The organism is Leucobacter insecticola (assembly GCF_011382965.1).
In the GTDB taxonomy this organism is placed as follows: domain Bacteria; phylum Actinomycetota; class Actinomycetes; order Actinomycetales; family Microbacteriaceae; genus Leucobacter; species Leucobacter insecticola.
This window is the reverse complement of the sequence record NZ_CP049934.1, coordinates 1,119,078-1,146,058: the sequence shown is the minus strand read 5'-3', so window position 1 is coordinate 1,146,058 and position 26,981 is coordinate 1,119,078. Positions and strand designations below refer to the sequence as shown.

Annotated in this window: 29 protein-coding genes and 2 pseudogenes; 17 read left to right on the top strand and 14 right to left on the bottom strand. The window is 61.0% G+C overall.

Features of this window, described 5'->3' with window-relative positions; translation table 11 throughout:
• The first annotated feature begins 1 nt into the window (after nucleotide 1).
• The 7 genes from G7067_RS05230 to G7067_RS05200 all read left to right on the top strand — a co-directional run bounded on the left by G7067_RS05230 (nucleotide 2) and on the right by G7067_RS05200 (nucleotide 5,163).
• Nucleotides 2–1,153, top strand: a complete 1,152-nt coding sequence (locus G7067_RS05230; RefSeq protein ID WP_166322511.1) for a hypothetical protein — start codon at nucleotides 2–4, stop codon at nucleotides 1,151–1,153.
• Nucleotides 1,153–1,572 carry a hypothetical protein gene (locus tag G7067_RS05225; protein ID WP_166322510.1) on the top strand — a complete coding sequence of 140 codons (420 nt, stop codon included), beginning with the start codon at nucleotides 1,153–1,155 and terminating at the stop codon, nucleotides 1,570–1,572. Before G7067_RS05230 ends, G7067_RS05225 begins: the two co-directional genes overlap by 1 nt.
• A gap of 50 nt (nucleotides 1,573–1,622) precedes the next feature.
• Nucleotides 1,623–2,879 carry an FtsK/SpoIIIE domain-containing protein gene (locus G7067_RS05220; RefSeq protein WP_166322509.1) on the top strand — a complete coding sequence of 419 codons (1,257 nt, stop codon included), beginning with the start codon at nucleotides 1,623–1,625 and terminating at the stop codon, nucleotides 2,877–2,879.
• Between the two features lie 383 nt (nucleotides 2,880–3,262).
• Nucleotides 3,263–3,505 carry a hypothetical protein gene (locus G7067_RS05215; protein ID WP_166322508.1) on the top strand — a complete coding sequence of 81 codons (243 nt, stop codon included), beginning with the start codon at nucleotides 3,263–3,265 and terminating at the stop codon, nucleotides 3,503–3,505.
• Nucleotide 3,506: 1 nt separating this feature from the next.
• Nucleotides 3,507–3,674, top strand: coding sequence for a hypothetical protein (locus G7067_RS05210; RefSeq protein ID WP_166322506.1), 168 nt, complete (start codon nucleotides 3,507–3,509; stop codon nucleotides 3,672–3,674).
• A 28-nt stretch (nucleotides 3,675–3,702) separates the two neighbouring features.
• A complete protein-coding gene (locus tag G7067_RS05205; RefSeq protein ID WP_166322504.1) occupies nucleotides 3,703–4,065 on the top strand; it encodes a hypothetical protein in 363 nt (120 codons plus the stop codon).
• Between the two features lie 99 nt (nucleotides 4,066–4,164).
• Entirely contained in the window at nucleotides 4,165–5,163 is a 999-nt protein-coding gene (locus G7067_RS05200) for a GREB1-related protein (RefSeq protein WP_166322502.1), read from the top strand.
• Here the strand turns inward: G7067_RS05200 and G7067_RS05195 are convergent.
• The 4 genes from G7067_RS05195 to G7067_RS05180 all read right to left on the bottom strand — a co-directional run bounded on the left by G7067_RS05195 (nucleotide 5,131) and on the right by G7067_RS05180 (nucleotide 9,778).
• Nucleotides 5,131–6,477 (bottom strand): hypothetical protein, encoded by a 1,347-nt coding sequence (locus G7067_RS05195; protein ID WP_166322500.1) that lies wholly within the window; start codon nucleotides 6,475–6,477, stop codon nucleotides 5,131–5,133. The two genes, G7067_RS05200 and G7067_RS05195, sit on opposite strands and share 33 nt — an antisense overlap.
• Nucleotides 6,478–6,486: 9 nt before the next feature.
• Entirely contained in the window at nucleotides 6,487–7,041 is a 555-nt protein-coding gene (locus tag G7067_RS05190; protein WP_166322498.1) for a hypothetical protein, read from the bottom strand.
• 452 nt (nucleotides 7,042–7,493) lie between these two features.
• Nucleotides 7,494–8,768, bottom strand: a complete 1,275-nt coding sequence (locus G7067_RS05185; protein ID WP_166322496.1) for a hemolysin family protein — start codon at nucleotides 8,766–8,768, stop codon at nucleotides 7,494–7,496.
• A complete protein-coding gene (locus tag G7067_RS05180; RefSeq protein ID WP_166322494.1) occupies nucleotides 8,765–9,778 on the bottom strand; it encodes a TerC family protein in 1,014 nt (337 codons plus the stop codon). Before G7067_RS05180 ends, G7067_RS05185 begins: the two co-directional genes overlap by 4 nt.
• A 259-nt stretch (nucleotides 9,779–10,037) precedes the next feature.
• Here G7067_RS05180 and G7067_RS05175 point away from each other — a divergent pair.
• Nucleotides 10,038–11,430, top strand: a pseudogene (locus G7067_RS05175) (MFS transporter).
• On the opposite strand, the gene G7067_RS05170 reads toward G7067_RS05175, so the two are convergent.
• The gene (locus G7067_RS05170) at nucleotides 11,427–12,296 is read right to left on the bottom strand and encodes an NmrA family NAD(P)-binding protein (RefSeq protein ID WP_166322492.1); all 870 of its coding nucleotides are present in this window, start codon (nucleotides 12,294–12,296) and stop codon (nucleotides 11,427–11,429) included. The pseudogene G7067_RS05175 and the gene G7067_RS05170 overlap by 4 nt on opposite strands.
• Nucleotides 12,297–12,348: 52 nt before the next feature.
• Here G7067_RS05170 and G7067_RS05165 point away from each other — a divergent pair, with 52 nt between their 5' ends.
• The 3 genes from G7067_RS05165 (at nucleotide 12,349) to G7067_RS14850 (ending at nucleotide 14,181) form a co-directional block, all read left to right on the top strand.
• Entirely contained in the window at nucleotides 12,349–12,801 is a 453-nt protein-coding gene (locus tag G7067_RS05165; protein ID WP_166322490.1) for a MarR family winged helix-turn-helix transcriptional regulator, read from the top strand.
• A gap of 166 nt (nucleotides 12,802–12,967) precedes the next feature.
• Nucleotides 12,968–13,942 (top strand): AI-2E family transporter, encoded by a 975-nt coding sequence (locus G7067_RS05160; RefSeq protein WP_341872870.1) that lies wholly within the window; start codon nucleotides 12,968–12,970, stop codon nucleotides 13,940–13,942.
• Complete coding sequence (locus G7067_RS14850) at nucleotides 13,921–14,181, top strand: AI-2E family transporter (RefSeq protein ID WP_341872869.1); 261 nt, start codon at nucleotides 13,921–13,923, stop codon at nucleotides 14,179–14,181. Before G7067_RS05160 ends, G7067_RS14850 begins: the two co-directional genes overlap by 22 nt.
• On the opposite strand, the gene G7067_RS05155 is transcribed toward G7067_RS14850, so the two are convergent.
• The 4 genes from G7067_RS05155 to G7067_RS05140 form a co-directional block, all read right to left on the bottom strand.
• Complete coding sequence (locus tag G7067_RS05155; RefSeq protein WP_166322488.1) at nucleotides 14,178–15,776, bottom strand: bifunctional 3'-5' exonuclease/DNA polymerase; 1,599 nt, start codon at nucleotides 15,774–15,776, stop codon at nucleotides 14,178–14,180. The two genes, G7067_RS14850 and G7067_RS05155, sit on opposite strands and share 4 nt — an antisense overlap.
• Nucleotides 15,777–15,932: 156 nt before the next feature.
• Nucleotides 15,933–16,676 (bottom strand): MOSC domain-containing protein, encoded by a 744-nt coding sequence (locus G7067_RS05150; RefSeq protein WP_244301276.1) that lies wholly within the window; start codon nucleotides 16,674–16,676, stop codon nucleotides 15,933–15,935.
• A gap of 287 nt (nucleotides 16,677–16,963) precedes the next feature.
• Nucleotides 16,964–17,539 (bottom strand): phosphorylase family protein, encoded by a 576-nt coding sequence (locus tag G7067_RS05145; RefSeq protein WP_166322486.1) that lies wholly within the window; start codon nucleotides 17,537–17,539, stop codon nucleotides 16,964–16,966.
• Nucleotides 17,536–18,297 (bottom strand): glucosamine-6-phosphate deaminase, encoded by a 762-nt coding sequence (locus G7067_RS05140; protein WP_166322484.1) that lies wholly within the window; start codon nucleotides 18,295–18,297, stop codon nucleotides 17,536–17,538. Before G7067_RS05140 ends, G7067_RS05145 begins: the two co-directional genes overlap by 4 nt.
• A gap of 384 nt (nucleotides 18,298–18,681) precedes the next feature.
• On the opposite strand from G7067_RS05140, the gene G7067_RS05135 reads away from it, so the two are divergent.
• Nucleotides 18,682–19,035, top strand: a complete 354-nt coding sequence (locus tag G7067_RS05135; protein ID WP_205881208.1) for a hypothetical protein — start codon at nucleotides 18,682–18,684, stop codon at nucleotides 19,033–19,035.
• A gap of 74 nt (nucleotides 19,036–19,109) precedes the next feature.
• Nucleotides 19,110–19,601, top strand: a complete 492-nt coding sequence (locus G7067_RS05130; RefSeq protein ID WP_166322482.1) for an S-ribosylhomocysteine lyase — start codon at nucleotides 19,110–19,112, stop codon at nucleotides 19,599–19,601.
• Nucleotides 19,602–19,748: 147 nt separating this feature from the next.
• On the opposite strand, the gene G7067_RS05125 is transcribed toward G7067_RS05130, so the two are convergent.
• Together G7067_RS05125 and G7067_RS05120 are read right to left on the bottom strand one after the other, a co-directional pair.
• On the bottom strand, nucleotides 19,749–21,080 hold the full coding sequence (locus G7067_RS05125) for an amidohydrolase (protein ID WP_244301275.1): 1,332 nt from the start codon (nucleotides 21,078–21,080) through the stop codon (nucleotides 19,749–19,751).
• A 36-nt stretch (nucleotides 21,081–21,116) separates the two neighbouring features.
• Nucleotides 21,117–21,902, bottom strand: coding sequence for an isoprenyl transferase (locus G7067_RS05120; protein WP_166322478.1), 786 nt, complete (start codon nucleotides 21,900–21,902; stop codon nucleotides 21,117–21,119).
• A gap of 111 nt (nucleotides 21,903–22,013) precedes the next feature.
• Here G7067_RS05120 and trhA point away from each other — a divergent pair, with 111 nt between their 5' ends.
• From trhA to G7067_RS05105, 3 genes are read left to right on the top strand one after another with little or no spacing between them, the layout of a single operon-like run.
• Nucleotides 22,014–22,772 (top strand): PAQR family membrane homeostasis protein TrhA, encoded by a 759-nt coding sequence (trhA, locus tag G7067_RS05115; RefSeq protein WP_166322476.1) that lies wholly within the window; start codon nucleotides 22,014–22,016, stop codon nucleotides 22,770–22,772.
• Between the two features lie 47 nt (nucleotides 22,773–22,819).
• Entirely contained in the window at nucleotides 22,820–23,050 is a 231-nt protein-coding gene (locus G7067_RS05110) for a ribbon-helix-helix domain-containing protein (RefSeq protein WP_166322474.1), read from the top strand.
• The gene (locus G7067_RS05105; protein ID WP_166322472.1) at nucleotides 23,037–23,384 is read left to right on the top strand and encodes a type II toxin-antitoxin system PemK/MazF family toxin; all 348 of its coding nucleotides are present in this window, start codon (nucleotides 23,037–23,039) and stop codon (nucleotides 23,382–23,384) included. The genes G7067_RS05110 and G7067_RS05105 overlap by 14 nt, the downstream gene beginning before the upstream one ends.
• Here G7067_RS05105 and recQ read toward each other — a convergent pair.
• The 3 genes and pseudogenes from recQ to mca form a co-directional block, all read right to left on the bottom strand.
• Nucleotides 23,373–25,231 (bottom strand): annotated as a pseudogene (gene recQ, locus G7067_RS05100) (DNA helicase RecQ). The gene G7067_RS05105 and the pseudogene recQ overlap by 12 nt on opposite strands.
• A gap of 5 nt (nucleotides 25,232–25,236) precedes the next feature.
• A complete protein-coding gene (locus tag G7067_RS05095) occupies nucleotides 25,237–25,509 on the bottom strand; it encodes a hypothetical protein (RefSeq protein WP_166322470.1) in 273 nt (90 codons plus the stop codon).
• Nucleotides 25,506–26,378: a mycothiol conjugate amidase Mca gene (gene mca / locus G7067_RS05090; protein ID WP_205881207.1), complete on the bottom strand. Its 873-nt coding sequence runs from the start codon at nucleotides 26,376–26,378 to the stop codon at nucleotides 25,506–25,508. The genes G7067_RS05095 and mca overlap by 4 nt, the downstream gene beginning before the upstream one ends.
• 85 nt (nucleotides 26,379–26,463) lie before the next feature.
• Here mca and G7067_RS05085 point away from each other — a divergent pair, with 85 nt between their 5' ends.
• Nucleotides 26,464–26,919, top strand: a complete 456-nt coding sequence (locus G7067_RS05085) for a DUF4307 domain-containing protein (protein ID WP_166322468.1) — start codon at nucleotides 26,464–26,466, stop codon at nucleotides 26,917–26,919.
• Nucleotides 26,920–26,981: the final 62 nt, after the last annotated feature.

The following is a 26,981-nucleotide window of genomic DNA, read 5'->3' as shown; positions in this document are numbered from 1 at the left end:
CATGACATCCACACTCGAAGCCAGTTTCGTTCCAGACTTCATGGAAGAAGAGGAGTACGAAGCAGCCGAAGTACAACAGCCCACCATCAAACAGGAGCCACAACAAGAGGCGAGCGCCGACCTCGAAGCTATCGAATCTCAGCCCGCGAAGGATCACCGGAGCACCGTAAGCGGCAGGCGAATCACCGAAGGAAACGCTCGGCTGCTGGCTTTCGTAGCCAAGTTCCCCGGTGCTGACTCGGAGGCTTTCAGTGTAGTTTCGGCCCGCAACGACAAAGCTGTAGCCGGTCGAATCGTACTCCCTACAGTGAAGGGAACTAAGAAACGTCTACTCAAAATGGAACAACTCGGCGCAGTAGCACGGTACAGGGACACCAGCACAAGGACAGTTCACTACTCAGCTACACAGCAGGGAATCGATGCTCTTTGGTCCTTCGGCTACAGCGCAGAACACGCTGCAACTCTGAACAAGATCAGCAAGAGCAGAGCAGCCCACTACCGATACATCGCCCATGTTGCAGCACAGTTTGCCTCACCCCAGGGCTATTTCCGTGACTCACTGGGTATCGAGCCGGTTGCTCTCGAATGCCTTATCAGCGAGAACGAGATGCGTGCTCACTATGAACCAGTAAAGCAAAAGCTCAAGGAAGCAGCCAAAAGAGGTGAAAGCAAAGACTTTGGACGATGGAGGAAGAACGAGCTTGAAGCGTCTCTGACTGAAGCAAGTCAGGGCAAAATCCTCTGGTCGGACATCACCGAATCACGACCTGCCCTACTCACTCTCGGACAGCCACAACGGGCAGGAACTGAGACAAAGGCAGTCCATCAAGGCGACCTCGCAGTGATCCGAGACGCAGACCGGGATGGTGTGAAGGCACGAAATATCCTCGTGGAAGTCGAGCTTTCAAAGAAGAGCTGGGACGCCTACAACAGCATTCTCAAGACGCTGAAGATGGAGCTTGACCACGGCTTCATCTATGAGCGAGCCGTCTACTTCACCGTCGGTCCACAGGTCGAGAACTTGCTGAAGAAGGTTGACGCGAGGGGTGGCTACGGACTCTTCGAGTCAGGAAAGCTCATTGTGCTTCCGATCCTAGACAGAGACGGAACACCCATTCGATTCAACAACCGCATCAGCCTAGGAGGCATCTAATGTCTGAATTTATTGACCCGCTACTGTCCTGGTTTAAAGAAAACCTATATCTCATCTGCTTGGTGCTCGTCGCTACCGGAGCGTTGGGCTACTTAGCTATCAGGGTGATCGTCGTAGGCTTTGCCCGATGGCGCTACAACCGCTACAAAATCCACGGAGGCACAAGGAGACTACTCCGGCCTCGGAGCTGGTTCCAGCTTCAACCCCGCACTCTCTTCGAGGCGAGGAACGATCTACTGGCAAGCCCCGCGATCCGAGAGTTCTACGCCCCCGTAGAGCTTTACAAAGAGGAACGGGAGCCAGGCCGGATCTATGCCCGTGCCGCTTGGCTGAGTCCCTTCGCTTCCGCAGCCAGAGCATCCATTGCCCAGAACAAGGCCGCTATCAAGGGAAACACTTCAGAGTACGCAAGCAGGTAGCGGAAGCATCAAAGCGCATATTAGTACGCCCACTGCCGGAAAATGTACCGGTGGCAGGTGATCGGGATCTACACTTCGAGGTGGTGTTCGACCTCGCGAGGAAGAAGCGCACCCAGGTCAGTGAACTGAATGAGTACATTCTCTCTGCTGTGGAAGCCGAGATCATCGAAGCTTACGAGGGAGGAAGAACCAACAGCTCTGAGAGCTTCATCGTTCACATGGAGAAGCCGGAGAACATACTCACTTCTCAGATAGTGGACGGACGGGTGTTCTTCGAAGAGAACCCCGCCCATAAGTGGAGTGCATTCCCGATGGCGATGGATGAGATGGGTAACGTATGGAGTCTCCCAATCGCCCACACCCTCATATGGGGAATGACAGGATCGGGGAAGAGTAGCCCGCTTCAGTCCGCCATCATTCAGGCAATCCCCTACGTCGAAGCTGGGGAAGCTTTGCTCTTTGGAAGCGATCTCAAAGAAACTGAACTCCTACCTTGGGACTACAGCACGCTCTTCGAAGACATCGCTTTCACCGCGGATGACTCCATGGAACTCATCTCCATGCTCTACGAAAAGCTACTAGAACGAAACAAGATGAAACGGGCCTGGCTGAACTTCGGTGGAGACGGCCAGAAGGCGGATCTACAGCGGAGGCTCCCGGCAACCAAGCAAACACCGATGATGATCTTTGTCATTGACGAGCTTCTATCCCTGCTCCTTGAACTCTTCCAACGAGGAGCCGAAGGTAAAGCCGCTATGGCGACTCTCGCAAAGATTATGGCCCTGGGACGCGCGGTCGGTTTCTATGTGATCGCTGCAACCCAGAACGTGAAGCAAGAATTCCTCGGTGCCATGCGAGACAACTTCGTCAATGTGGTCGTGCTCAGGAATGCAGCTACCCCCAATATGAATGACATGATGCTCGGAGAAGGCTCCATAGAGCGAGGTTTCGATCCTCGCAAGATCGAAGAGAGCACCGAAGCCAACAACTACAAAACATCAGGCATCGGCTACGTGAAGGGTGAAACAGGTGATCCTAATCTAGTTCGCTTCGCATACTCTGATGATGACTATGTCTCATCATTCGTCCTTGCACATCCTGACGAGCAAAAGATGGCAACTCTACAATCGGGCCAGCTTGAACAGATGCTGGCTGCGGAAGTGAATGAGGGAGATGACATCAATGAAAAACTCGACCAGCTTTCACCTATCGAGCGAAACGACTTCCTTGAAGCATTGGAAGTATTCAACCTCAGCGACAGAGAGGACGATGGGAACTTCACCCTTGAAGAACTAAACAACCAGTAAACGGCGATGTGACACACAACTCTTGGGCGGTGGTTCGGCTTCGGCTGGATCACCGCCCTTTTGCATGTCGCTCAAGTGTGAACTTTCTTTCAGAACTGACACCTCGTGCATCATCACCCGAAAGCACACCCACTCAACAAAGGTTGCTCCCTAAGGAACTTTTGACGCGCTACACATGCGATCACATCGCGGCTGTAGGCTGCGCGCTCAGAACGCGATCTAAGCAAAAGGGCAGTGCACCAAAAAAGCATCTCCCAAGGGGCAGGAGCCAAGGAGCGGAGAAGTTGGACACGCCAAAGGGGTTCGAAGGAGTTGACAGACCTAGAGGTTGGTTCATTATTGATCCAACCAAACCAATACCACCACTCGAAAGGCTCACCAAAATGGCTTCCAACACTCAGACCCAGACTCCCGCTCCCAAGGCCGATGACTTCGACAACAAGGCAGTCACTCGCATGTTCGCACGGCTCCGCCACGAGGTCGGCGGACTCGTCCACGACGCAGGCCGAGCCAACCCCTTCTACGCCAAGAGCAAGACGGAGGCAATCGCCAAGCGAGATGCAGCAATCAAGGTACTCGAAGAACTCGCTGACCGCATCGACGTGCTCAAGAAGCAGGAAAACTAGCATGAAAACGTATCTACTCGAAGACGCGCGGCTCCTGATCGGAGAGCAATTCAAGGAAAGCTTCGAAGCCGCACTCAGAGACACCGAGGCAGAAGGCAACGAAGTCTACGCCGTGATGCTCACCGAGACAGGCGCACCGATCCAATACTCAGTACGAGCAAAGCTCTAGCTTCTCTCAAAGTGAGGATAAGATCAAAATGGTTCAGACCAGCACTGTAGGAACAAAACCCGCGATTGACCTGACCGAACAGGAAGCGGCCAATTTAGCAACTCTGGCCGAGTCCCTGCTAGGAGCACAACCTAACAATGACCTTCTTACCCTTCTCCTCGATAAGGGAAAGTTCATCCTCGAACAGGCCAGAAAGCCTGAAACTGAAGATAAGCCTTCTGTCTTCGGCAAAGGCTGGCAGTCAGGCTATATCCGTTTCCTCATGGAAAATCTACTCATGGACACTCTTCTCGAACCAGGCTACGAAGACAACGATGTAGATATGAACTCTCGTCTACTCGCTGAGGCTGCAAGAGAATATACCTCAAAGCCCAATAGCAATCCGGCGTAAGCCGAGTCGGCCCTGGCCGCCTCGCCAGGTGTACAACGAAGAATTCCCCCGGAATCTTTGGTCCGGGGGCTTCATCATTTCACCAGATAGGCTGTGGGTATGGATACCGTCTATATCCCGTCTTACAACCGCTCAAAAACTATTTCTACCCACAAGCATTTCCAACGCTGCGGAATGAAGAACTGGTTTTACGTTGTCGAGCCACATGACTACGCCGACTACGTGAAGGCACTTGCTGAAGACGGCATCGAAGATCCAGAGCGGCATCTACTTATGTTCGATGTAGACATCTATAAGACGCCGTACCACGAGTACAACAACCCCAAGGGGTTCAAATATGAGGATGAGCACGGCTGGAAAGATGGACTAACCACTGGCCCCGGCCCAGCAAGGAATGCTCTCATCGACTTTGCTCGCGAACGAGGTGAAGACGCTGCTTGGATGCTCGATGACGATCTTGTTGGGTTTGGCGTAGATGCCTTCTACTTCCAAAGGGGCGTCTACGCTCACCAAGAAGAACGAATTAACATCGTAGAGGTCTTCGAACTCTACGAGCGCTTGTTGGACAAGTACGAGAACATCGGCCTCGCAGAGTTTGAAAAGTTTGGCATGTCCCTCAATCACAAGAAAAACAGGCACTTTTCGCTCAGCAAGACATACACCTGCATCAGGATCAACACCACGATAGACATACCCTGGCGAGCACGTTGGAATGATGACGTGGTTTATTCGCTGGACTATCTCTGGCGAGGATACGTGAACCTGAGCAGTAAGATCATTGCTTACCAGACGCCTGACACCCAGAGCCAAGATGGTGGAATGACCCAAGAGTTCCAAGCAGAAGAAGACGAAATCTTCGAGGTTATGGCGCTTAGAAACGCCCCCTCCTTCGAAGAGATCAAGAGAAGCAAATACCAGGGTACGCTAGCAAAGGCGAGAGTGCCAGAAGCCCTATTCCCTGCTGTTGCAGAGGCAGTCTGGAAGTATAATCGCCCGCACCACGAGATTTACTACGAAAGGATCCCCAGGGAGTTGATCCTCAAGGATGGCGCGAACCTCGATGATCTAATGCTGTTCGCTGCAATTCCAAAGAGCTAACCGTTCCATTTGGTTCCTGCGGGCATCGTCACCTGGATCACCTGGCCCACGCCGGGGAACTACCGGGTTTTGATCGACGTAATGACGTAGCTTCTGATTAAAGGACGCCGCCGACTCGGAGCCGTAGAGCGATGAGGAATCCTCTGAAGCGAGTCCGAAATGGTCCCTAGCAAAGACCTGAAACTGGCTCAAAGACATGAGAAAAGGATCTTCGGCCTGTTCCGGACTCTGTTTCGCCTGAACCTGGATTATTGGCTCAACGATCTCAAAGCGATAGCGCGGCAGGCTTGCATGTATCCAGTACCCTTCGGCGTCCGTATGCCATTCGGCCACTTTTCCCCGCTTCGCCGCAGCCGCTTCCTTCTCAGCACCTGCCCGCTGCGCTTCTGCTTCATCCTTGAGATGCTTCTCCAGCTTCTTTACAATGTCACCGGTTTCTCCCCGCGCAATCATCTCCTGCCGCACTTCGAGAATTCTTTCCCTTAGAGCCTCTATGAAGAGTAGCTGAGCAGGATCGAACTTCGTATTACCGCCGTACTGCTTCTGAGCCAAAGGCCCGAGACGATCCAGCGTAGCTTGGGAGCAAGTGAGTAACACAGTCTTAGGTGCTTCGTGGAATCCGAACTGCCGAAAGAACTCGCGTTCTCTCGGAGTGGAGGATTCCAAGAGGCTCTGAACTTCGCCTTTCTTCCACAGCTTGGCCCCCCACGCCTCAGCATGTCGATGCGTGACTTGCCAGCCTGCATCTACGGGAGCATCTCTCAGGATCACTGCGGGGATTGTCTCATGGCCATCCATCTCAGAAAGTGCCCAGCAAAAGGCCAAGCCGTCGATCACTCTGTAGTCCTCGTCGAGCACCACAAGAACCTCACTCAAGCCACGATTGAGGATCCACTGGCGGGCGGTCTCTTTGTTGTGCTGGATGTTCTGCCGAAGTACGGCGCCTGAATCGACAAAGAGTCTCAGCTCATACCATGCACGAAGCAGACCTTCGAGCGAGAGACCATCTGGTAGGTCAAGCTCTGACTGTGCGCCCCGCTCCAAGCCCGCCTTGAGTTGCTGAAGCGTTGGATCGAGCTGCTCCCATGACCAGCCATGCGGCAAGGCATCATCAAGGTTTTGAAGAGGCACTCTTATCTGAGAAAGCGGGAACAGCTGGTTGAAATCAAAGCTCCCATGATTAGAGCTCTCATCGCGCAACGAGGCGAGACCGCCGATCATGGCAAGCGCACCTACAGCATCACAGCCGCCGCTGCGATGTACCCTTTCGATGCCGTCGAGGATTTCTTCGAGTTGGTCCGAGTTCATGGCCAAGATGCGAGCCTATTTCTTCTTGAACTTGGCTGCTGTCTCTAGCCTATTACGATCCTGAATCAAACGAAGCTCATCAAGCACATGAGCGGGCAGATCATCAGAATGCTTTTCTATGAGGTCCTTGACAGGAGTGGGCGTCAACTTGGAGGTGTAGAACTCGACCACGCCCAGTTTCTTGTTCTTTTGATCGTAAACCGCACCTGCGGCTATGTCTTCGGGAGTAACATCTGACAGCACCGAGAGAAGCGCGTTTTTCAGGGCAGAACGAGTCTTTTTCAACTTTTCTTTTGCAGCTTCAAAGGTCTCGCACTCATCCTCGAATACCTGCTTGGAGTCCAACTTCTCAAGCCTGACGGACTCTACCAACTGGAGAGCTTCGATGCTGGTAAAGGCTTCGATCCATTCCCTCAGGGTCTTGTTATTACTGGGTTTAGAGCGATCAACCTTCTTACCGACGAATCGATCGAAGAGTTCGATTTCAGTAAGCAACTCGGATCCTGTCGCTTCCTCACCTTCCTGGACTTCCTGAGACAGGTCGATCACTCGATAGATAGCTCCAGCCATGGTTACACTCCTCCTACTATTGCATATTTCCAGTAAAGCTAAGCCTATCCCCAACCATTGAGGGAACCGCTAAGGGTGCATCTGGCTACACGCAGGTGACGATCTCAGGCGACTACAGCGTCGGGACGATAAACGACATGACCCCTGAAACAAAGTCGCTCAGATCGCGAGCTACGAACGCTCATTCGCGCTGAGTTGACATTGTAAGTTGACTCTAAAAATTCATTTCACTGAAAAATCGCATAAAGTCAACGCTAAATTACGATCACATTCATGACCCACCGTCACCGCCACAGAAACCCCCGCGAGATCCCTGTCAAACACTGGGACCGCGGGGGTTTTCGCGTGTCGCGGGAACGACGTTTGCCCCTATTGTGCCCACGAGCTCTATCGGTCAGTTCTGGATATCCGCGCGGAAGCAGAAGCGCCCAGCGTGTGCGAAGAAGTCTGGCTCAGCCCGCCTCGGTCCTTGCAACCTGCAACCCGGAGATGCGCCGTCGATCCATCGCAGTGACGGTAATGGTCGCGCCCGGCACCTCAATCCGGTCACCCACCTGAGCCAAACGTCCAAGCTGCTCGGTCACGAATCCTGCGATCGTGTCTGAAGTACCCCGTTTGAGTCGTAAGCCGGTGACTTCCATGAATTCCTGGAGATTAAGCCTGCCATCGATGATGCCCGCCGAGTCTTCGCGCACCTCAGCGGCATCGTATTCGTCAAAAATCTCCCCGACGACCTCCTCGATCAGGTCCTCAAGCGTGACGATGCCGTCAGTACCGCCGTACTCGTCAACGACCACGGCGATGTGAGTTCCTTCTGCCCGCATACGGGTGAGCGTCGGCAGGACGCGCGCAGTCGAAGGGAAGTAAGAGATCGGTCGCCTCACCGCCGACAGCGCCTGTTCAGGATCGTGAGTGAACGCGTCAAGGACGTCGCGCACGTGCACAAACCCGATAATGTCGTCAATGCTTTTCTGAACAACAGGGTAGCGTGAGTAGGGGCGCTCGCGCATCTGAGCAACAACTTCGCTCACCATCACAGATTCGTCGAGGGCCACAACCTCTGGCCGTGGACGCATGACCTCACTGATCTGTCGCTCTCGCAACGAAAGAACATCGTCGAGAATGCGTCGCTCGTCTTCGGGAAGCCCCTCGTGCGTGGCAACGATATCGCGTACCTCGTCGTCACTCAGGGCTTCTGCGACCTTGTTTGGGTCGCCACCGAGCAAGCGTACGGTCGCGTTGGTAGAGACCGACAAGAGCCAGATCACAGGCCGCATGGTGGTCGCGAAGCCACTGAGTACCGGAGCCACGGCATAGGCAAACTGTGCGTTGCGTTGGATCGCGAGACGCTTGGGTGCCAGCTCGCCAAACACCAACGACAGATACGCGATGATCAGCGTAAGCAGGATCGTCGCGATGGTCAGCGCGAGGGCCTGCGTCATCCCCCACGACACGAACAACGGGGTCAGCACCGGCGCAAGAGAGGTGGCGCCAAACGCGGCGGATGCGAACCCGGCGACAGTGACACCAATCTGCACCGCGGAGAGAAAGGTGTTGGGGTTGCGCGCCAAACTCGCGACTTTCTGCCCCCGAGTCCCACGCGAGGCCAGCGCATTGATTTGGCTCTCACGCAGCGTCACCAGCGCCATCTCGGTAGCCGCGAAGACACCTCCCACCAGAATAAAAACAATAACGAGAGCGACACTCCACGCCAGATCCTCGTTCATCGGTCGTCGCCCGTATCCGTCGCAGCGTCAACGGGCCGAACATCGCGCGCATCGCGACGCGTCTTCGCAAGGCTCGCCACCGTGGCAACCGCGATCGTGACGACGATAAACACCAGCGACAGCCAGATCGGGATCTCGGGGATCAGCTTGAACGGATCGCCACCGTTGATAAACGGCAGCTCGTTCTTGTGCAGCGCGTGGATCAGCAGTTTGACGCCGATGAAGGCCAGAATGACCGCGAGCCCCTGGGCGAGATAGACCAGTCGCTCCAGAAGCCCACCGATGAGGAAGAACAGCTGGCGCAGCCCCATCAGGGCAAAGGCGTTCGCGGTGAAGACGATGTAGGCCTCCTGGGTGAGGCCGTAGATTGCCGGGATCGAGTCGACAGCGAAGATCAGATCCACGAAGCCGATCGCAACGATCACAAGGAACATCGGGGTGACGAACCGGCGGCCGTCGATACGGGCGAAAAGCTTGTCACCGTTGTATTCTTCGCTGACCGGCACTACGCGGCGCACGAGCCGCATGAAGCGCCCGTCAGCCGGATTGGAATCACCGTGGGTGAACGCTTGCCGGTATGCGAGAAACAGGAGCAGTGCCCCAAAGAGGTAGAACACCCAGGAGAAGTTCGAGATCAGCGTAGCGCCCACGGCAATGAAGATACCGCGCATGATGAGCGCGATAACGATCCCGATCATCAGCACCTTCTGCTGATAGATCTTGGGCACGGCGAACGCCGACATCACGATCAAGAACACAAAGAGGTTGTCAACCGAGAGCGCCTTCTCGGTGAGGTAGCCGGCGAAGTACTCGCCGCCGTAGGTCCATCCGCTGACGATCCCGACACCGACACCGAAGATTAGCGCGAGCCCGATATAGAAAACTGACCAGCGCGCAGATTCACCGATGGTCGGTGCGTGAGGCGTGCGCACGTGTGCAAAGAATTCGTACACGAAGAACACGATCGTCACCGCGATGGTGATGATCCAGATGAGGGGTGTGACGTCCATGAGTACTCCATTGGGGTTGGCGAGACAGGGTCTGCGTCAAGGTCTCCCCCATCCTCGCATGCGAGGACCGGCGGCCCGGAACAAAAGCGTTCGTAATGACGAGCCGTCCGTGTCGGAGTACTCCCCTTGGACTTCGCCAGCTTACCGAGGAAAGGCAGTGGCTTGCTGTGAAGAACCTGCGGGGCCGAGCGCTCCAAGCGGGTAAGCAGAGAGGCGGATCCGCGCGGCAGGACCGCCGCGGTCCCCGTACACTTCTTGCATGTCCGATGCCGTCGAAGATCCCCACTTCACCGCGCAGCAGCGCCTCGTTGTGACGATCGCGATCCTCGCATCTTTCGTCACCTCGCTCGATGCGTCAGTCACCAATGTCGCGCTTCCCCACATCGCGGCAGAGCTCGGCGGGGGCCTCACAACTCAGCAATGGGTGGTGGACGGCTACCTGGTCACGCTCAGCGCGCTGATGCTGTTGGCAGGATCAATCGCCGACGCGTACGGACGGATATTCATCATGCGCATCGGGCTTGTGGGGTTCGGGATCGCCTCCATCGCGGTCGGGATCGCCCTCACCCCGGAGATGATGATCGCGGCGCGGGCACTGCAGGGCGCGGCGGGGGCATTCCTGCTGCCGAGTTCGCTGGCGCTCATCACCTCGCGGATTTCCGGCGCGGCTCAGGGTCGGGCGATCGGCGTCTGGACGGCAGCAACCACCGGCGCAATGATCCTCGGGCCGCTGCTCGGCGGGTTGTTCACGGACTACCTGTCGTGGCGGCTCGTGTTTCTCATCAACATCTTCCCGGTGGCGTTCACGCTGTGGATGCTCGTGCGTCTGCGCAGCACGAAGGAGCGACAGCCCGGCGTGCGCATCGATTGGGGTGGCGGCGCCGCGGCAGCGCTCGGCCTGGGGCTGTTCGTGTGGGCCCTCATCGAGGAGCCCACACGCGGCTGGTCGAATCCGGCGATCTGGATCCCGCTCACCGCGGGCGTCGCCCTCTTCGCCGGCTTCCTGTGGTGGCAAACCCGCGCGGCCGCGCCGATCCTGCCCCTCGGACTCTTCAGGGTGCGCAACTTCTGGACCGGCAATCTTGCGACCCTGTTCATCTACGCTGCGCTCGCACTGAACGGGTTCGTCGTGGGGTGTATCTGCAAAACCCCGACGGCCCCGCGCTGACGGCGACGTTTGCCGGTCTCGCGAGCCTGCCCATCACGATCCTGATGGTGCTGCTGAGTTCGAAGGCGGGCGAGCTCGCCGGACGCTTCGGGCCGCGTGTGTTCATGACCGTGGGACCGCTGCTGCTTGGCACGGGGCGCTGCTGCTCCTTACGGTCGGCCAGCCGTTCTCGTACTGGTGGCAGGTATTGCCGTCCATGATCGTCATGGGACTCGGCCTATCGATCATGGTCGCCCCGCTCACCGCGGCCATCCTGGGGGCAATTGGACCCGAGCGGAGCGGAATCGCCTCGGCCGTCAACAACGCCGTGTCGCGCGTCGCTGGCCTGATCGTGATCGCCCTACTCGCGAGTATTGTCGGCGGCAGCCTCGATCTCGGAGGCTTTCATTCGGCAGCGATCGTCACCGGCACGCTGTTTTTCGCCGGCGCGGTGGCCTCGTTCCTCGGCATCAGAAACCCACCCCGCATTGAGGCTGGTCTTTAGGCCACCCACGCGGCGCGCTCGCGATGCGCGAACTCGGCGAAGCTGACCGGATCCCGCCCCAGCACCTCGTGCACCGTGTCGGTGAGCCCGTCAGCCATGCCGAGGCGGGCGGTGGTGTAGATCGCGGCCGTCACAAACACCATTCCCCAGGGCATGTCGAGGTGGCGGCGCGCGTGACCCAGATAGCGCAGCAGGCCAGGCTTTTCGTAGCGGATCGGGCGGCCGAGTTCGCGGCTCAGGATCTCGGCAATGCGCGCGTAGCTCAGCGCTTCGTCGCCCGTCACGGTGAGGGCCCGATTCCGAAACCCGGGTGGATCCAGCAGCGCCGCCGCGGCTACGGCCCCGACGTCTTCCGTATCTACGAATGCCGTCGCCCCGCGCCCCGCGGGCACCGTGATCGCGTCGCGATCCCGAACGTCGCTGACGTGCGTGGTGGAGAGATTCTGGTGGAAGAACGAGGCACGAACGAAGGTCCAGTCAATGCCTGCGCCCCGCAGCCAGGCCTCGATGGCGGCGTGGGGCACCACCCGGTTTTTCTCGGCCCCCTGCAGTGACAGGAAAACAATCTGCCGCGTTCCCGCAGATGTCGCATACTCAAGCGCCGGGATCATCTCTTTCTTTGGTTTGCCAAGATGGGGTGGCCGCATCAGGAACATACGGTCCACGCCCGCAAACGCGGCGGGCCAGCTTGCGGGATCGGTGAAGTCGAGCGCCACCGCCTCAACTCGCTGGCCGAACACCCGCCTCACCGACTCCACGCTCCGCCCGGCAGCCCGCACTGGCCTTCCGGCCTCGAGCAGCCTCTCGACCACTGCCCGCCCGACATTTCCGGTTGCGCCGGTAACCAGAATTACGTCGTTCGCCATTATGTCTCCTTCATGCGACCGCGATCCGCGAATATAGTTGTATAGTACACCTATGACCGCAATCGCCGAATCAGCCTCATGGGAAAGCATCGACGCTTCCCTTATCCGCATGCGTCGCCTGCTCGAAGTACCGCAGGCGGTGGGCGACGGCGTCGACCTCTCGTCAATGCTGGTCGTCGACACAATCGCTCGCCGCGGGAGGGCAGGCAAGCAGACGCGGATCATCGATATCGCAGCTCAACTCTCGGTCACCCCCTCAACCGCCAGCCGCTTGGTGGCCCGGGCCGAATCTGCCGGCCTCGTGGAACGCTCCCCCAGCCCGGCGGATCCGCGCAGCGTGATCCTGAGCCTGACCAGCGCGGGCGAAGAACTCAACGCCGCCGCCGTGCGATTCAGGCTCGCATCCCTTCAAGATGCCCTCCCCAACTGGGACGCGACGACCCTCGAAACCTTCGCCCGGCTCCTCGACGAGTTCTCGCGCGCAACGACCCCATCGTCGAGTTAGCGCCACCTACCAACTCCCGAGAGCCCACCAAAACAACGAGCGCCCACCTGCCCCGCATGCAGGTTTGGTGGACACTCGCCAGAGTGGTGGACACTCAGCCAGAATCCCGCGCGTCCAATACACTTCAAGCATCCACGTCAAGCGAAGGAAAGCGTAGGGTGGCGACATGAGCAGAGCACGCGACACCGCAGGTGAAGTGGATCAGGCCGCACCTGCCCCTAAGAAGCGCGGCAAGCAGAATCAAGCGCACCAGGGCCAAAACCCGGGCCAGGGCCGTGGCAGAACCAGGATCAACCCCTTCACCTTCGGACTACTCGGTGCGCTGGGCGTGCTGGTGGCGCTCCTCATCGGCTCCATCATTGGGCAGCTCGCCACAGTGCTCGTCTACGTTGGTGTCGCGCTTTTTCTCTCCCTCGGCCTCGACCCCATCGTTTCTTTCATCGAGCGCAAACTCCCCCGGCCTGCGGCTGTCGCCTCCGTCGTTGTGCTCGTGCTGCTCGCCTTCGGAGGAGTAGTGTGGGCCGTCGTGCCGATCCTGATCGACCAGATCACTAAGCTCGTCGGCAGCGCTCCGGACATGGTCAAGGACATTGTGGCGAGCGATTTCTACAAGCAGCTCACTGACCAATTCGGCTCAAACTTCCAAGATGCCGCGCAGGGCATACTGACGTTCCTGCAGGATCCGAGCAACCTCGGCCAGATTGGCGGCGGCCTCGTCGCGGTTGGCGCAGGGATCGCCGGCGGGATCACGGGCATCACCATCGTGCTCATCCTGACGTTGTACTTCATGGCCTCCATTCGTGGCATGAAACGCCTGGCGGCCCGCTTCGTACCCGCCTACCAGCGCCCGCGTTTCACCGAGCTCCTCGAGGACGTCTCCAGCGCGGTCGGACGCTACGTCATCGGGCAGGTCGGTCTGGCGCTCACCAACGGTGTGCTCAGCCTGATTTTCCTCAGCATTATCGGCGCCCCGATGCCCGCCTTGCTCGCGCTCTTCGCGTTCATCGGCTCGATGATCCCCCTGGTCGGCACGCTCTCGGCCTCCATCATCATCTCGCTCCTTTGCCTCTTCGAATCCCCACCACGGCGCTCATCGCCGCGATCTACTACCTCATCTACATGCAGATCGAGGCCTACGTGATCAGCCCGCGGATTATGAGCAAGGCCGTCGCGGTGCCCGGCGCGATCGTAGTGATCGCCGCAGTTGGCGGCGGTGCGCTGGGCGGGATCCTCGGCGCACTCGTCGCGATCCCGGTCGCCGCAAGCGTCATCATCATCGTGCAGAAAGTGGTGTTCCCTGCTCAGGATCAGAAGACCACGCCGCCAGATGCCGCCCCGAGTCTCGAACGGACTGTCGCCAGCGAGGACCAGGTCTCTTAGTCCTTCACAGATCGTTCAGCAATCTTCAGATCGAGCGGGAAGTCGACGGGCGCGGATCCAAACAGGCGCCGTCCCGCGGTCACGGCCGCGGCCTCAACCGCGGCAGCCACCTCGGTCGCGCATTCCTGGGGCGTGTGCACGATGATTTCGTCGTGCAGGAAGAACACCAGGTGCGGCGCGCGCTCGAAAACTGGACCGGAGGCGGGGGCGGGGACCCCGGCGGGTTCAAACTTCGCCAATTGCAGCCGCAGCTCGGCAATCCAGGAGAGCGCCCACTCTGCCGCGGTGCCCTGCACCACAAAGTTGCGCGTGAACCTGCCAAATTCGCGTGCCGCGCGCCTGGCCTGATCCTCGTCCCGCGAGGTTGCTCCGGGCATACTGGCTCGCGCTTGGAGCTCGCGCCACGCGTTGTCCGGCTCCGGCGAAGATCGCCCCAGCCGGGTAGAGACCACCCCGCCCTGCTCTCCAAGGGCCGCAGCGTGATCCACAAGCGCCATCGCCGCGGGATAGCTCCGCCGCAACCGCGGCACCAACCGCCCACTGTCACCCGTCGTGGCACCGTACATCGCGCCGAGGACCGCAATCTTTGCCTCATCCCGGCTCTGCACCGCGCCACTGTCCACCACCCCGGCGTACAGATCCTTCGCCGCCCCCGCAGCGGCCATCGCCCGATCCCCCGACATCGCCGCAAGCACGCGAGGCTCAAGCTGGGCAACGTCGGCCGTGACAAGCGTCCAGCCGGGATCCGCCCTCAGTGCAGGACGCAGCTGCCGCGGCAACTGCAGCGCACCGCCCCCGCTCGACGCCCATCGCCCCGTCACCACACCTCCGGGAACGTATACGGGCCGGTACCGGCCCTCGCGCACCCATTCGTCGATCCAAGCCCAGCCGTTGGCGGTGTGGAGGCGCGACAGCTTCTTATAGTGCAGCAGCGGGGCGATTGCCGGGTGTTCGTGCTCGGCGAGTTCCCAGCGCGAGGTCGACTTGACATCGATTCCGGCCGCCCGTAGCGCGCGCAGCAGCTTGGGGGCGGAATCGAGGCTAGCCCGCGGATCACCCAGAGCGGCACGCACCTCCTCAGCGACCGCGAGCATACGCGAGGGTTTCTCGCCTCTCGCGGGCCGCGGGCCAAGCTCCTCTTCAAGCAGCCGGTCATGCTCGGCAGCATCCCAGGGCACTCCCGCAGCCTCCATCTCGGCCGCAGCGAGCGCTCCCGCAGATTCGGCGGCAAGCAGGAACCGCAGCTTCCCCGGATCTTTCGCGGCCGCGAGCGCCGTCTGCTGCCGCTCAAATTCTTCGAGCGCAGGATCCAGGTCGTGGGGCACGGATCGACTGCCGCCCGATACCGTCTCGGCGTCGAAGAGCGTGGGTGCGGTTGCAATTGCGGGAACCACAGACTCTGCCTCCCACTGGATTGCCGCTGCCAGTGCGCGGCGATCCGGCACCAGGATCGAGCGCTGCAGGATCGCGTGACTCAGCCTGAGATCGTGGCAGCGCATCACCCGCACCCCCGCAGCCAGCAGTTGCGGCAGCCATGCGGCCGTGTCGCTCCACACCCAGCGGGGCCTAACGCCGCTTCTTGCTCCCTGATCCACGCTGTCAGTGTGTCGGCCGGGATCGTCACGGTGTCGCCGCGCTCACCATTCGCAGTGATTGGGGCGGCTTGGATCTGCTCGCCGGCTCTGCCAAGCACCCACCAGCGCGCGGACCCGGGATCCTGCGGGGTACCGGCATTTCGCACGGCATCAGTCTCAGGCACGGATCACGGCACCCGCGGAAACCTCATCCCCGACGCGGATCGTTCCCCCTTGCCCAAAGTCTGCAGGCAGCAGTAGCCGCCCAAGTGTCGGTTGCTGCTGCCCGATGTCTCGCGTGAGCGTAGTGAGCACGGGAGCATCGCGCTCACCGGTGTCCGGGTTTGCGTGAGTCGCGAGGCAGCGGACGATCGGCCCCTCCGTATGGAACTCGACGTCACCGATCCTCAAGCGCCCCTGCCAGGCGAGTTCGTCCCAAGCGTCGACGCCCGCGATCACAATGTTGGATCTGAATCGCCGAGCATCAATCGGCATACCCATCGAAAGCTCAAGATCTTTGACGCTCTCCTGGCTGTGCACGGACACGTAGCCCCGGGCCCGGTCCTGGAAGCGCGAGGTCGCGCCGTCGCCGACCAAGACGAGCGGCAGCCTGCCCGGGCCGCGGAGTCGAGCACCCTCGGGTGTGCTCAACACGAAACTGGTAACGGCTTCTGTGAGGGCAGCGCGACCTTGCTCGTCAAGGCCCGCCTCGACCAGCTTTTCACCCGCGCGGGTAATCCTCACGCGTTGTGTCTGCTGATCAAAGCTCAGCTGCAACGCGGCAAGCGAGGGGAAGTCCTGGAGCGAAAGGCCCTTCGCCTTCGGCCAGTGTTCGAGACCGTCACGGAAATCAGGTGTTGCCGCGCGAGCGAAACGAAACGCGAGCACCCGATCGCCCGCGATCCTGCCGTCGGGTTGCACGGTGAGCGCGTCGACCGGCTCGGGCGTGAACCCCTTGACGGGTAGCGGTAGAGGGCTGCGACGTGGGCCATGCCTCTATCATTGCGCATGCGCCCGAGCGTATCCGTGCTCGCGCCCGATCCCGATCCCCTGCCCGCGCCCCCTACCCGATCCCCCTCGCACGAACACATTCACCCGTGCTGTGTGCGCAGATTATTCTTATGGGCACGGATAACCACAACTTGCGCACACGGCGCCGAGTTAGCTGGCGCAGGATCCGGGCTCAGGATCCTGGCTCAGGATCCGAGTCACACCAGGCGCGTGTCCCAGAATTCGCGCAACTGCTCGCTCTTGCGGAACACGATCGTGTCCCATTCCTCGGCCGTCGTGGAGCTATCGGCGAAGTCAGAGGGTATCTTGAAGATCTGCAGCGGCACTCCGAACCTTTCGCAGACACTCGCAAACGCGTAGGCCTCCATGTCGACAAGATCCGCGCCAAGCTTTTGAATGTGCGCGCGCTGGGCGTCGTCTTGCACAAACACATCACCGGTCGCGATCGTCGCGGTGGATCCTGGCAGCAGCATCTCTCCGCCAGGATGCAGCTCGGGCGAGGGCAACGAAAAATCGTGCTGCACCACTCGGGCAATCTGGTACACAGTGTCGAGATCTGGGCGATCCGCTCCGTCGCCCACGATCCCCGCCGTGCCAAGCACCACGACACGCTCCACAGCTGCGCTCCCGGCGCCTGTGGCGAGCGCGGCAGCAAGCGATACCGCAGCGTTGATCTTGCCCACTCCTGTCACAAGATGGTCAACCTCAGCAAACGCCGTGGCCTCGTCGCGGTGCGCAAACACCAGCAGAGTCTTCGGTGGGGTGGAGTTCACAGTCTGTCTCGATCCAGTTCAGCGGCAGCGGCCTCGTCGAGAAACCAGCGCACGCGCGGGTGGCGACGGAGCAAGCTCGCGGGTACGTCAAGTGTCTCAGGGCCCTGGATCGCGGCGGCAACTGCAGCGGCCTTCGCGCCGCCGGTTGCGATCACGAGCAGCTCGCGTGCCTCAAAGATGGTGCCAAGCCCCTGGGTAATCGCGTATTCGGGTACTTCATCCACAGAGTCAAAGAAGCGGGCGTTGTCGCTGCGAGTCTCTGCGGTGAGCGTGACGCCGCGGGTGCGGGAGTCAGGATCAGATCCCGGCTCGTTAAATGCGAGGTGGCCGTTGCGACCGATCCCAAGGATCTGCACGCCGATCCCGCCGGCCGCACGAATCGCCTCTTCGTATTCTGCGCCCGCAGCGGCGGTCTCGGAAAAGCTCGCAGCCTGCGGCACGCGCACCTGAGAAGGTACGAGCCCCGCGAGACCAATCGCCTCGCGTGCAACAACTGCGTGAAAGCTTTCTGGGTGGGAAGGATCAATACCGATGTATTCGTCGAGAGCGAATCCGCGAACTCTGCTCTGGTCCAGCCCTTCCGCGCGTGCCATCTCACCCCAGGCTGAATAGGCTGCGACGGGCGAGGATCCCGTGGCAAGCCCAACAACCGCTTCGGGATCGCGGCGGATCTCAGCCACCATCAGCTCCGCGACGGCGACGCCGAGTTCCTCGCTGCCGCCAAAGACTTCGACGGCGCTGACTAACTCGTTGTTCATCTGGGATCCTTTCGGAGCTTCAGTTTCAGTGTGGATGGCCGGAGCTGGACGATGGATGACCCTGCCTACAGACAAGATCGCGAAGCCGGAATGACTAGCCAACCGCACTCAATACTGCCACGCTCTGCGCCAGACTTTTGCATTCCGACTCGATTTCACGTATGCTGATCAGTTGAGTTCGCTTTTAGCCAGCGTGATCGCTCCCGTGCGTTGATGTAGACGTCGCGTTGATATTGACGCAAACGGGCCACTCTTACTCCGCAAGGTTGCTACAGAACTCAACACTGCAGGCTTGAATGAAGGATCACGAGATCCTACAGTCGCCTCGCCAGTTATTCAGTGTGCGCATACGGCGTACAGCATCAAACGCCCAGAATTAGGGCAATGGGCAGCTCACTGCACGCAATGTGGGAGCCGCCAAGTGCACAAGAGTGCACGAGGAAGGACCATCATGAACACCAACAGCATCACACACTTCGAGCGCCAGCCGCTCCGTACCCCTACCACTCGCTTGGCGACGGCGCCGGCACGCACATCCCAACTTGGGCGCAGCACCGTTCGGTGTACCGCAGCTCGGGACGCACGCTCTACATCGTCGAAACGGACCGCATCTCGGATGCGCAGCTCGACCTGAAGCGCCTTGCCCGCGCTGGCTGGGACGTGCGTGTCGAGGAGCCCGCCAAGGGATCCCTCGCACGCATCGCACTGACCCGCCGCGATCTCGCCCAGGCCGCCTAGCCAGCGCGCACGGCCCTCGCCCAGTGCGACAACCGGTTAAGCGGGCAATACCGCCACCCGGCTACACTGGGCACATGAGCGACGTCGAACTTGCCGAGGTTGAGAGTTTCTCCCTGGATCACACCCGCGTGCTGGCGCCCTATGTTCGGCTGATCGGGGTCTCGCACGGGCCCCGTGGCGATGCCATCTCCAACTACGATATTCGCCTCGTGCAACCGAACGCGGGAGAGATCCCAACGGCTGGGCTGCACACGATCGAGCACACCATCGCCGCGCTCCTGCGCACCCGATTCGAGGGATTGATCGATATCTCTCCCTTCGGCTGCCGCACGGGGTTCCACCTCATCGCGTGGGGCGAACCGACGCCGCTCGAGGTCGCTTCGGCGATCAAAAGTTCACTCGAGGACCTGGTGGAACGCGTCACCTGGGAGGACGTGCCCGGCACCGACGACCGCAGCTGCGGCAACTACCGCGACCACAGCTTGCACTCTGCAAAGGAGTGGTCAAAGCAGGTTCTCGCGCAGGGTATTAGCCTCGACGCTTTCGACCGCTCCAGGATCGCGTAGCGCCCGCCTGGACCGCTTCTGCATCGACGAGAAGCCAGTATTCCGACGAGAATGCACTCTGCCGACGCACGCGAGGTGGTTTCTCGTCGAGATACTGGCTTCTCGTCGAGATACTGACTCCTCAACCTAACGCCGCGCGCAAACGCCTCACGCAGAAGCCTCGCGCAGGCGAGCCCGGGCGGCCCGGGCACGATCCCGGATCGCCGCCGCATCAAGCGTCAGATGCGCCCCGTCGGCATACACGTGCCTGCCGCCAATAAACACGTGACGCACATCAGCACCCGTGGCCCCGAACACCGCGTGCGACCGAATCGACTCGGCTTCAAGCGGAGTCGCAGAGGCCCCAGTAATATCAAGCGCGATCACGTCAGCGAGGCACCCGACCGAGAGCGCGCCAGCCTCCGGGAACCCAATCGCCGCGGATCCCCCGGCCGTCGCAATCTCAAGCACATCGGCACCGGGCACCACCGCGGCATCCTGACGCACCCCGCGCGGCAGCAATGCAGCGAGCTTGATCTCCTCAAACAGGTCGAGAGAGTTGTTGCTCGCGGCCGAATCAGTGCCGAGCGCAAGCCGCACGCCCGCGGCCATCAGCTCCGGGAGGCGCGCGATTCCGTTGCCCAGTTTGAGATTCGACACCGGGTTGTGGCTGATCGAAGCACCGGCACGCGCGAACAGTTCGATCTCGCTATCGCTCAGGTGGACACAGTGCGCCGCGTGAACCTCGGCCTCAAAAAAACCTAACGAATCAAGGTAGTCGCCCGGCATGGCGCCGTGGGCCGCAAGAATTCCCTCGACCTCGCCGCTCGACTCCGAGACATGGGTGTGGATCGGGATCCCAAACCGTACCGCGCGTTCGGCGATCTCTCTCAAGAACGCGGGCGGGCAGGTGTAGGGGGTGTGCGGGCCGTAGGCGATCCTGATCTGAGGATCACTCGCGTACCGTGCGGCGAGCGCCTCAGTCTCCGCTATCGCTTCCGCACCATTCCACGGCGACACCCGAGGAAACGCGACCGCTTCAGGAGCGGAGACCGCGAGCGCCGCAAGCACGCGCATGCCCGCATCACGCACCAGTTCGAGGAGCGCGCTATCCCAGTGGTACATGTCGGCGAACGCGGTCGTGCCGGTCTCGATCATTTCAAGCATCGCCAGCTGCAGCCCCACCTCGACGTCCTCGTGCGTGAGGTGCCGTTCAAGCCCCTGCACCGTCTCGAGCCATGGCATCAGAGCCTCATCGTCAGAGACGCCTCGCATCAGCGTCATAGCTGAGTGGGTGTGACCGTTCACGAGCCCGGGCATGAGCAGGTGCCCGGCGAGATCGTGCGTCACCATCGAACCGGCGCGAGCCGGACCCGCATACGTGATTCGGCCACCTCCACGGCGGCCGTCATCAGTACAGCTCTCAAAAGCAAGCTCGGCGTTCTTCACCACACCAGCGGGCACCAGCATCATGTCCGCGCGCAGTACGATCTCGGTCATCACGTCTCCCATGTCTTGTGGCGACCCGAGCCTATCTCAACCGCCCAGGCGCCGCTGTCTGCTCGAATAGTCGCGAAGCGCGCGCAAGAAATCGACCTCTCGCAGATCCGGGTAGAGCGCCTCCACGAAATAGAACTCCGAGTGCGCCGACTGCCAAATCATGAAGTCTGACAGCCGCTGCTCTCCCGAAGTGCGGATCATGAGGTCAGGATCAGCCTGTCCCCTCGTCCACAGATTCTCGCCAATGGTCTCCGGGGTGAGCTTCTCGGCGAGCGTATCTATCGTGCCGCCCGCGGCCTGATGCTCGGCGATCACACTGCGCACGGCCGCGGTGATCTCACTGCGCCCGCCGTAGCCGACGGCGAGATTAATGTGCAGTCCGGTGTGGTCCCGCGTGACAGACTCGGCTTCGGCGAGCGCCTCGGTCAGTTCGGGCGACAAGCCCTCGCAGGCGCCCACGTGTTTCACCCGCCAGCGCGGATTCTCCGAGAGCAGCTTCGCGAGCTCCGCGATGATGCCGAAGAGATCCTCAAGCTCCGTGCGATCCCGCGCCTGCAGATTGTCGGCGGAGAGCAGGTACAGCGTCACCACACCCACGCCTGCCTCTTCGCACCAGCCAAGAAACTCCGGGATCTTGCGCGCACCCGCGCGGTGTCCGAAGGCCGCGCGCTCCTGCAGCCGCTGCTTCGCCCAGCGGCGGTTACCATCAACGATCACCGCGATGTGATGCGGCACACTCTCGCGATCAATTTCTCGCCACAGCCGACGCTGATACAACCGGTACAGCAGACCGGTGCGCTCGGGTTTTGGCGGGTGACTCACCCTGAGAGTCTAGCGCCCGGGGCACCAAGAAACCTGGCCCACTGTGCCATAGCGCTGGACAGGAGCTACACATATGCCTCGGCGGATCTGTAGAGACCATACACTCAATGCATGACCTCGCCAGGCACCTCAGAGCCAAGCGGAGGCGCTTTCCCCGAGCCCGACGCCATTTCGCTGCCACTGCTCGAGGGCTCGCTCGAGCACACCGCGGAAAGCCCAACCCCAGCCGAGGTGAAACCCTTGTGGCGCGGCTGGATCCACGCGGGCACGTTCCCGATCGCAGTCGCCGCGGGCATCGTGCTGATCGCCCTCGGCGTCGGACCCGTTGCCAAATGGGCAGCGGTCGCCTACATGCTATCGAGCATGCTGCTGTTCGGGATCTCCGCCGTCTACCACCGTTTCAACTGGAGCCCACCAGTGAAGCAGGTGTTCCGTCGCCTCGATCACGCCAACATCTTCATTCTGATCGCGGGCACATACACGCCGCTCGCACTCCTTGCGCTGCCGCTTGCGACCGGGATCCCGCTGCTCATCGTGGTGTGGGCTGGGGCATTGCTCGGGATCGGGTTCCGCGTGTTCTGGATCGGCGCCCCGCGCTGGCTGTACGTGCCCCTGTACCTGCTGCTCGGCTGGGCGGCGGTCATGTATCTCGGCCAGATGTATCAGGCGAACCCGGCAACGATGGTGCTGGTGATCGTGGGCGGGCTGCTCTATTCGGTTGGCTCCGTCGTATACGCGTTCAAGCGACCGAACCCGGTGCCCGGCGTGTTTGGGTTCCACGAGATTTTCCACACGCTCACGGTGCTCGCATTCCTCTGCCACTGGACCGCGGCGCTGCTCGTCGCTCTGGATCCAGTGTACCTGCGCTAGCTTCGGGATCCCTCGACGAGTCAATGCTACTGAGGTAGCATTGAGGTATGAAGATCAGCGTCAGCCTCAAGCAGGAAGAACTTGCAACCCTCGACAGGTTCGTCGCAGAAACCGGCCTGCCCTCCCGCTCAGCTGGGCTGCAACACGCCATCCGGCTACTGAACGGGCCAAAGCTCGAACTTGCATATGCCACTGCATGGAACGAGTGGAGCAACAGCGAAGAGAACGATTTGTGGGATCAGTCCGTATCCGACGGGCTCTCAGATGCAGCGCGGTGAAATACGGTTCGTCAATTTCGAGCCCGCACTCGGCAGCGAAGCGAACAAGCGCCGCCCGGCAGTAATTGTCAGCAACGACCACGCCAATTTAGTCGCAGAGCGGCTCGGGCGAGGAGTACTCACGGTAGTTCCAATCACGAGTAACGCCGCACGCGTGTTTCCATTCCACGTATTACTGAGCGCGGAAGACACCGGCCTTGATCGAGATTCAAAGGCTCAGGCCGAGCAGCTGCGGTCCCTGTCAATAGACCGGATCGGCGAAGTCATCGGGCATGTCCCCATCGCCAAGATGCGCGAAGTTGACGAGGCAATACGCCTCCATCTAGGTCTGTAGCACCCCGAGCACGGCGGCACCGTAGCGTTCGAGTTTGACCTCACCGATGCCGGAGATCGCAAGCAACGCCTCATCGTCACCGGGCAGATGCACTGCCAGGGCGGCGAGCGTCGCATCGCTGAACACGACGTAGCCAGGAACCCCCTGACGCTTGGCTTCTTCGGCGCGCCAGGATCGCAGCCGCTCAAACACTTCGGCCTGCTCAGCGGTCAGCTCGGCCGCGGCGGCAGAACGCTTCGCGCCGGATCCTGCGCCAGATCCTGCCGCACCCCGCACCGCACGCCCGCCTCGCGCGGCCCGCACCACGACCTCTTCGCGCATGTGCACTTCGGCCTCACCGCGCAGCACCGGCTTCGCGGCCGCGGTTGGCACGAGCACACCCCATTCACCATGCGCCTCGAGCATGCCCACGGCGAGGAGGTGTCGCACAAGTCCGCGCCACTGCGCGATCGACCATTCGGTGCCGATCCCCCAGGTCGAGAGTTCGTCGAGTCGCATCTGGGTCACGCGCTCGGAAGTGACTCCGCGCAGCACGTCAATGTGTTGACCGGCGGCGTAGGTGCGGGATCGTTCGCGCTGCGTGCGGATCACCGTGGAGAGCAGCATCTGCGCCGGGATCGTCGCGTCCCACAGCTTCGGCGGGTTGAGACAGACATCGCAGTTGCCGCACGGCTGCGCGCCCGTCTCCCCGAAGTAGCGCAGCAGAAACACCCGCCGGCACTCCACCCCTCGCACAGGGCGAGCATCTGGTCGAGGTGCCGGGTCTGGTTCGCCCGCGTCGCCCCGTCGCCGTCTCCGCGCTCGATGAGCTGCCGCTGCTGCACGACGTCCGCGAGCCCGTAAGCGAGCCAGGCCTCCGAAGCGAGGCCGTCGCGGCCCGCGCGGCCGGTCTCCTGGTAGTACCCTTCGACCGACTTGGGTAGGTCGATGTGGGCCACGAAGCGGACGTCGGGCTTGTCGATCCCCATCCCGAACGCGATCGTCGCTACCACCACGACGCCATCTTCACGCAGGAACCGCGTCTGGGCGTCGAGACGCACCTCCGCGGGCAGTCCCGCGTGGTATGCGACCACATCGACGCCCGCGTCGCGCAGGGCCTGCGCGGTCTGTTCCACCCGTTTCCGACTCAAGGCGTACACAATTCCGGCTTCACCCGCGTGCTCGCGCGTGACGAAGTCAATGAGCTGAGCCCGAGCATTCTGCTTCGGCTCAATGCGGTAGCGAATATTCGGCCGATCGAAGCTCGCAACAAAATGGCGCGCATTCCCCAGATGCAGACGCTCGGTGATCTCGCGGTGCGTCTCGGGGGTGGCGGTGGCGGTGAGCGCGATTCTCGGCACATCAGGCCAGTGCTCGGCGAGCGCGCCCAGGCGCAGATAGTCGGGCCTGAAGTCGTGCCCCCACTGCGACACACAGTGCGCCTCGTCGATGGCGAAGAGCGCGATCCTGCCCCGGTTCAACAGCTCGACGGTGCCCGGCGCAGCGAGGCGTTCAGGGGCGAGATACAGCAGTTCCAGTTCCCCCGCGGCGTAGGCCCGCTCAACTTCGCTGCGCTCTTCAAAACTCATCGACGAGTTCAGTGCCGCGGCGTTCACTCCGGCGAGGCGGAGCGCCGCGACCTGATCGTGCATCAACGCGACAAGGGGCGACAGCACGATCCCGGTCCCCTCACGCACGAGCGAGGGGATCTGGAAGCACATCGATTTGCCGCCGCCGGTGGGCATCAGCACCACCGCGTCGCCGCCCCCGATCACGTGGCGAATGACCGCTTCCTGTTCGCCACGGAAACTGTCATAGCCGAAGACCTCAGCCAGTACCCGGCCCGGATCCTCGCCCCAAGAAGTCATGTGGCTCAGTCGCGCGGCGCGCCCGGGGCAGAATCTTGCGCCGGATCCTGCGTCTCGCCTGAATCATCGCCACCGGAGAGCTCCGCCGCGATCTCTTCCCGCACCTCAGCACGGTAGGCGTTGCGGCGAAGCCGCGCAACCAGGTTGAACCCCAGCGCAATGATGGCGACCGCCACGAGACCGGTGAAGGCGAAGCCTTCCCAGCCGGGCGTCACCTTCGTCGGGTCGAACGCGGCCTCGTCTTCGGCAAACTTTGCCACTACAGCCCATAGATTCACGCGTTTTCCTCCTCAGTAATGCCCTGAAACAGGTCAGCCTCGAACTCGCTGGTGGCGACTCGCGAGGCTGCCAGTCGGTAATCCTCGAACGGCCAGGCTTGCCGCTGCAACTCGTTAGGCCAGAAAAAGAACGAACTGTCGGGCGAGACCTGGCTGGCGTGTGCCCGCAGCGCTTCGTCACGCTGTTCAAAGAAGCGGCCGACATCGATCTTGGCTGTGCCGCGGTTGGGACGACGCGACATCCACTCGCGCATCTCCTCAAACTGCGCGACGAGCGGAGACTCGGGATCATTGTCAAGCAGCCACTGGTACACCGTCTCCATACGCTCCGAGTTGAAGATCTCCTCGTAGTACATCTTCTTGATGGCCCACGGCTCGCCCGCGTCGGGATAGCTCTCGGCGTCGCCAGAGACGTCCCAAGCGATCTTGCTGATCTCGTGACAGCGGATGTGATCGGGGTGGGGGTAACCACCCTGCTCGTTGTAGGTAATCATGACGTGGGGCTTAAACTCGCGCACGAGACGCACCAGAGCCTCGGCAGAAACCTCGGCGGGAATGTCGGCGAAGGATCCACGCGGCACGGGATCCCCCTCATCTGGGAGCCCCGAGTCTTGATAACCGAGCCAACGGTGCTCGAAGCCAATGATGTCGCGGGCGCGATTCATCTCGTCACGCCGCAGCCCCGCGAGGTCGCGGCGGCTCTTCGGATCACGCGCGACCAGTTCATTGAGAACGTCTCCGCGCTCACCCCCCGTGCAACTCACGATGAGCACTTCGGCCCCCTGATCGAGGTAGTGGGCATACGTCGCTGCACCCTTGCTCGACTCGTCGTCGGGGTGCGCGTGCACAGCGATCAACCTGAGCGTCATCCGCGTCCTTTCACAAGTGCCTCCCGGACGATCCCGATACGCTGGCACAGGCCACTAGTTTAGCCATCCCGCATCGGAGGTTCCCGTGTCGCAGGCCGACTCATCATCATCGTCAGCTGCCGCGCCTACAGAAAACGATGCTCCCGCTGCAGCGCAGTCGCTTGAAGACCGTTACAACACGGGCCGCAAGCGCAGCTTTGATCGGCGATTCGCGTGGAGCGCCGCAGGGGTGCTCGTGCTGGCGGGCATCAGCTTTTTGTTTTTCAGTGGCTGGCAAGACACGAACCAAGTCGCCGCCCAAGATATCGGCTTTACCCGCACTGGGGACCTCAGCGTCGTCATGAAGTTCGAGGTCACCGGCCCTGAGCAAACCCCCGTGGCGTGCGCGGTCGAGGCACTCAATACCGCAAAGGGCACAGCGGGTTGGACCGTCGTTGAAGTTCCCGTCTCTGATGAGCGCACCCACGTCGTGAGCGTTCCGATGAATACGACGACTGAGGCGACCGCGGTCTCCGTGAGAGACTGCTGGGTCGTCAAGTAGGGCGCTGCTTCGGCTTGACGAAGGCTTCAAGGCGGCACGTGCGCGGCGATCCTGAGCCCGCG

What these genes read in the sequence shown, in the direction of transcription:
- G7067_RS05230 (WP_166322511.1), top strand. Translation starts at nt 2, where the DNA reads ATGACATCCACACTCGAAGCCAGTTTCGTTCCAGACTTCATGGAAGAA.
- G7067_RS05225 (WP_166322510.1), top strand. Translation starts at nt 1,153, where the DNA reads ATGTCTGAATTTATTGACCCGCTACTGTCCTGGTTTAAAGAAAACCTA.
- G7067_RS05215 (WP_166322508.1), top strand. Translation starts at nt 3,263, where the DNA reads ATGGCTTCCAACACTCAGACCCAGACTCCCGCTCCCAAGGCCGATGAC.
- G7067_RS05210 (WP_166322506.1), top strand. Translation starts at nt 3,507, where the DNA reads ATGAAAACGTATCTACTCGAAGACGCGCGGCTCCTGATCGGAGAGCAA.
- G7067_RS05205 (WP_166322504.1), top strand. Translation starts at nt 3,703, where the DNA reads ATGGTTCAGACCAGCACTGTAGGAACAAAACCCGCGATTGACCTGACC.
- G7067_RS05200 (WP_166322502.1), top strand. Translation starts at nt 4,165, where the DNA reads ATGGATACCGTCTATATCCCGTCTTACAACCGCTCAAAAACTATTTCT.
- G7067_RS05190 (WP_166322498.1), bottom strand. Translation starts at nt 7,041, where the DNA reads ATGGCTGGAGCTATCTATCGAGTGATCGACCTGTCTCAGGAAGTCCAG.
- G7067_RS05185 (WP_166322496.1), bottom strand. Translation starts at nt 8,768, where the DNA reads ATGAACGAGGATCTGGCGTGGAGTGTCGCTCTCGTTATTGTTTTTATT.
- G7067_RS05180 (WP_166322494.1), bottom strand. Translation starts at nt 9,778, where the DNA reads ATGGACGTCACACCCCTCATCTGGATCATCACCATCGCGGTGACGATC.
- G7067_RS05170 (WP_166322492.1), bottom strand. Translation starts at nt 12,296, where the DNA reads ATGGCGAACGACGTAATTCTGGTTACCGGCGCAACCGGAAATGTCGGG.
- G7067_RS05165 (WP_166322490.1), top strand. Translation starts at nt 12,349, where the DNA reads ATGACCGCAATCGCCGAATCAGCCTCATGGGAAAGCATCGACGCTTCC.
- G7067_RS05160 (WP_341872870.1), top strand. Translation starts at nt 12,968, where the DNA reads ATGAGCAGAGCACGCGACACCGCAGGTGAAGTGGATCAGGCCGCACCT.
- G7067_RS14850 (WP_341872869.1), top strand. Translation starts at nt 13,921, where the DNA reads ATGCAGATCGAGGCCTACGTGATCAGCCCGCGGATTATGAGCAAGGCC.
- G7067_RS05140 (WP_166322484.1), bottom strand. Translation starts at nt 18,297, where the DNA reads ATGAACAACGAGTTAGTCAGCGCCGTCGAAGTCTTTGGCGGCAGCGAG.
- G7067_RS05135 (WP_205881208.1), top strand. Translation starts at nt 18,682, where the DNA reads ATGGGCAGCTCACTGCACGCAATGTGGGAGCCGCCAAGTGCACAAGAG.
- G7067_RS05130 (WP_166322482.1), top strand. Translation starts at nt 19,110, where the DNA reads ATGAGCGACGTCGAACTTGCCGAGGTTGAGAGTTTCTCCCTGGATCAC.
- G7067_RS05125 (WP_244301275.1), bottom strand. Translation starts at nt 21,080, where the DNA reads ATGACCGAGATCGTACTGCGCGCGGACATGATGCTGGTGCCCGCTGGT.
- trhA (WP_166322476.1), top strand. Translation starts at nt 22,014, where the DNA reads ATGACCTCGCCAGGCACCTCAGAGCCAAGCGGAGGCGCTTTCCCCGAG.
- G7067_RS05110 (WP_166322474.1), top strand. Translation starts at nt 22,820, where the DNA reads ATGAAGATCAGCGTCAGCCTCAAGCAGGAAGAACTTGCAACCCTCGAC.
- G7067_RS05105 (WP_166322472.1), top strand. Translation starts at nt 23,037, where the DNA reads ATGCAGCGCGGTGAAATACGGTTCGTCAATTTCGAGCCCGCACTCGGC.
- mca (WP_205881207.1), bottom strand. Translation starts at nt 26,378, where the DNA reads ATGACGCTCAGGTTGATCGCTGTGCACGCGCACCCCGACGACGAGTCG.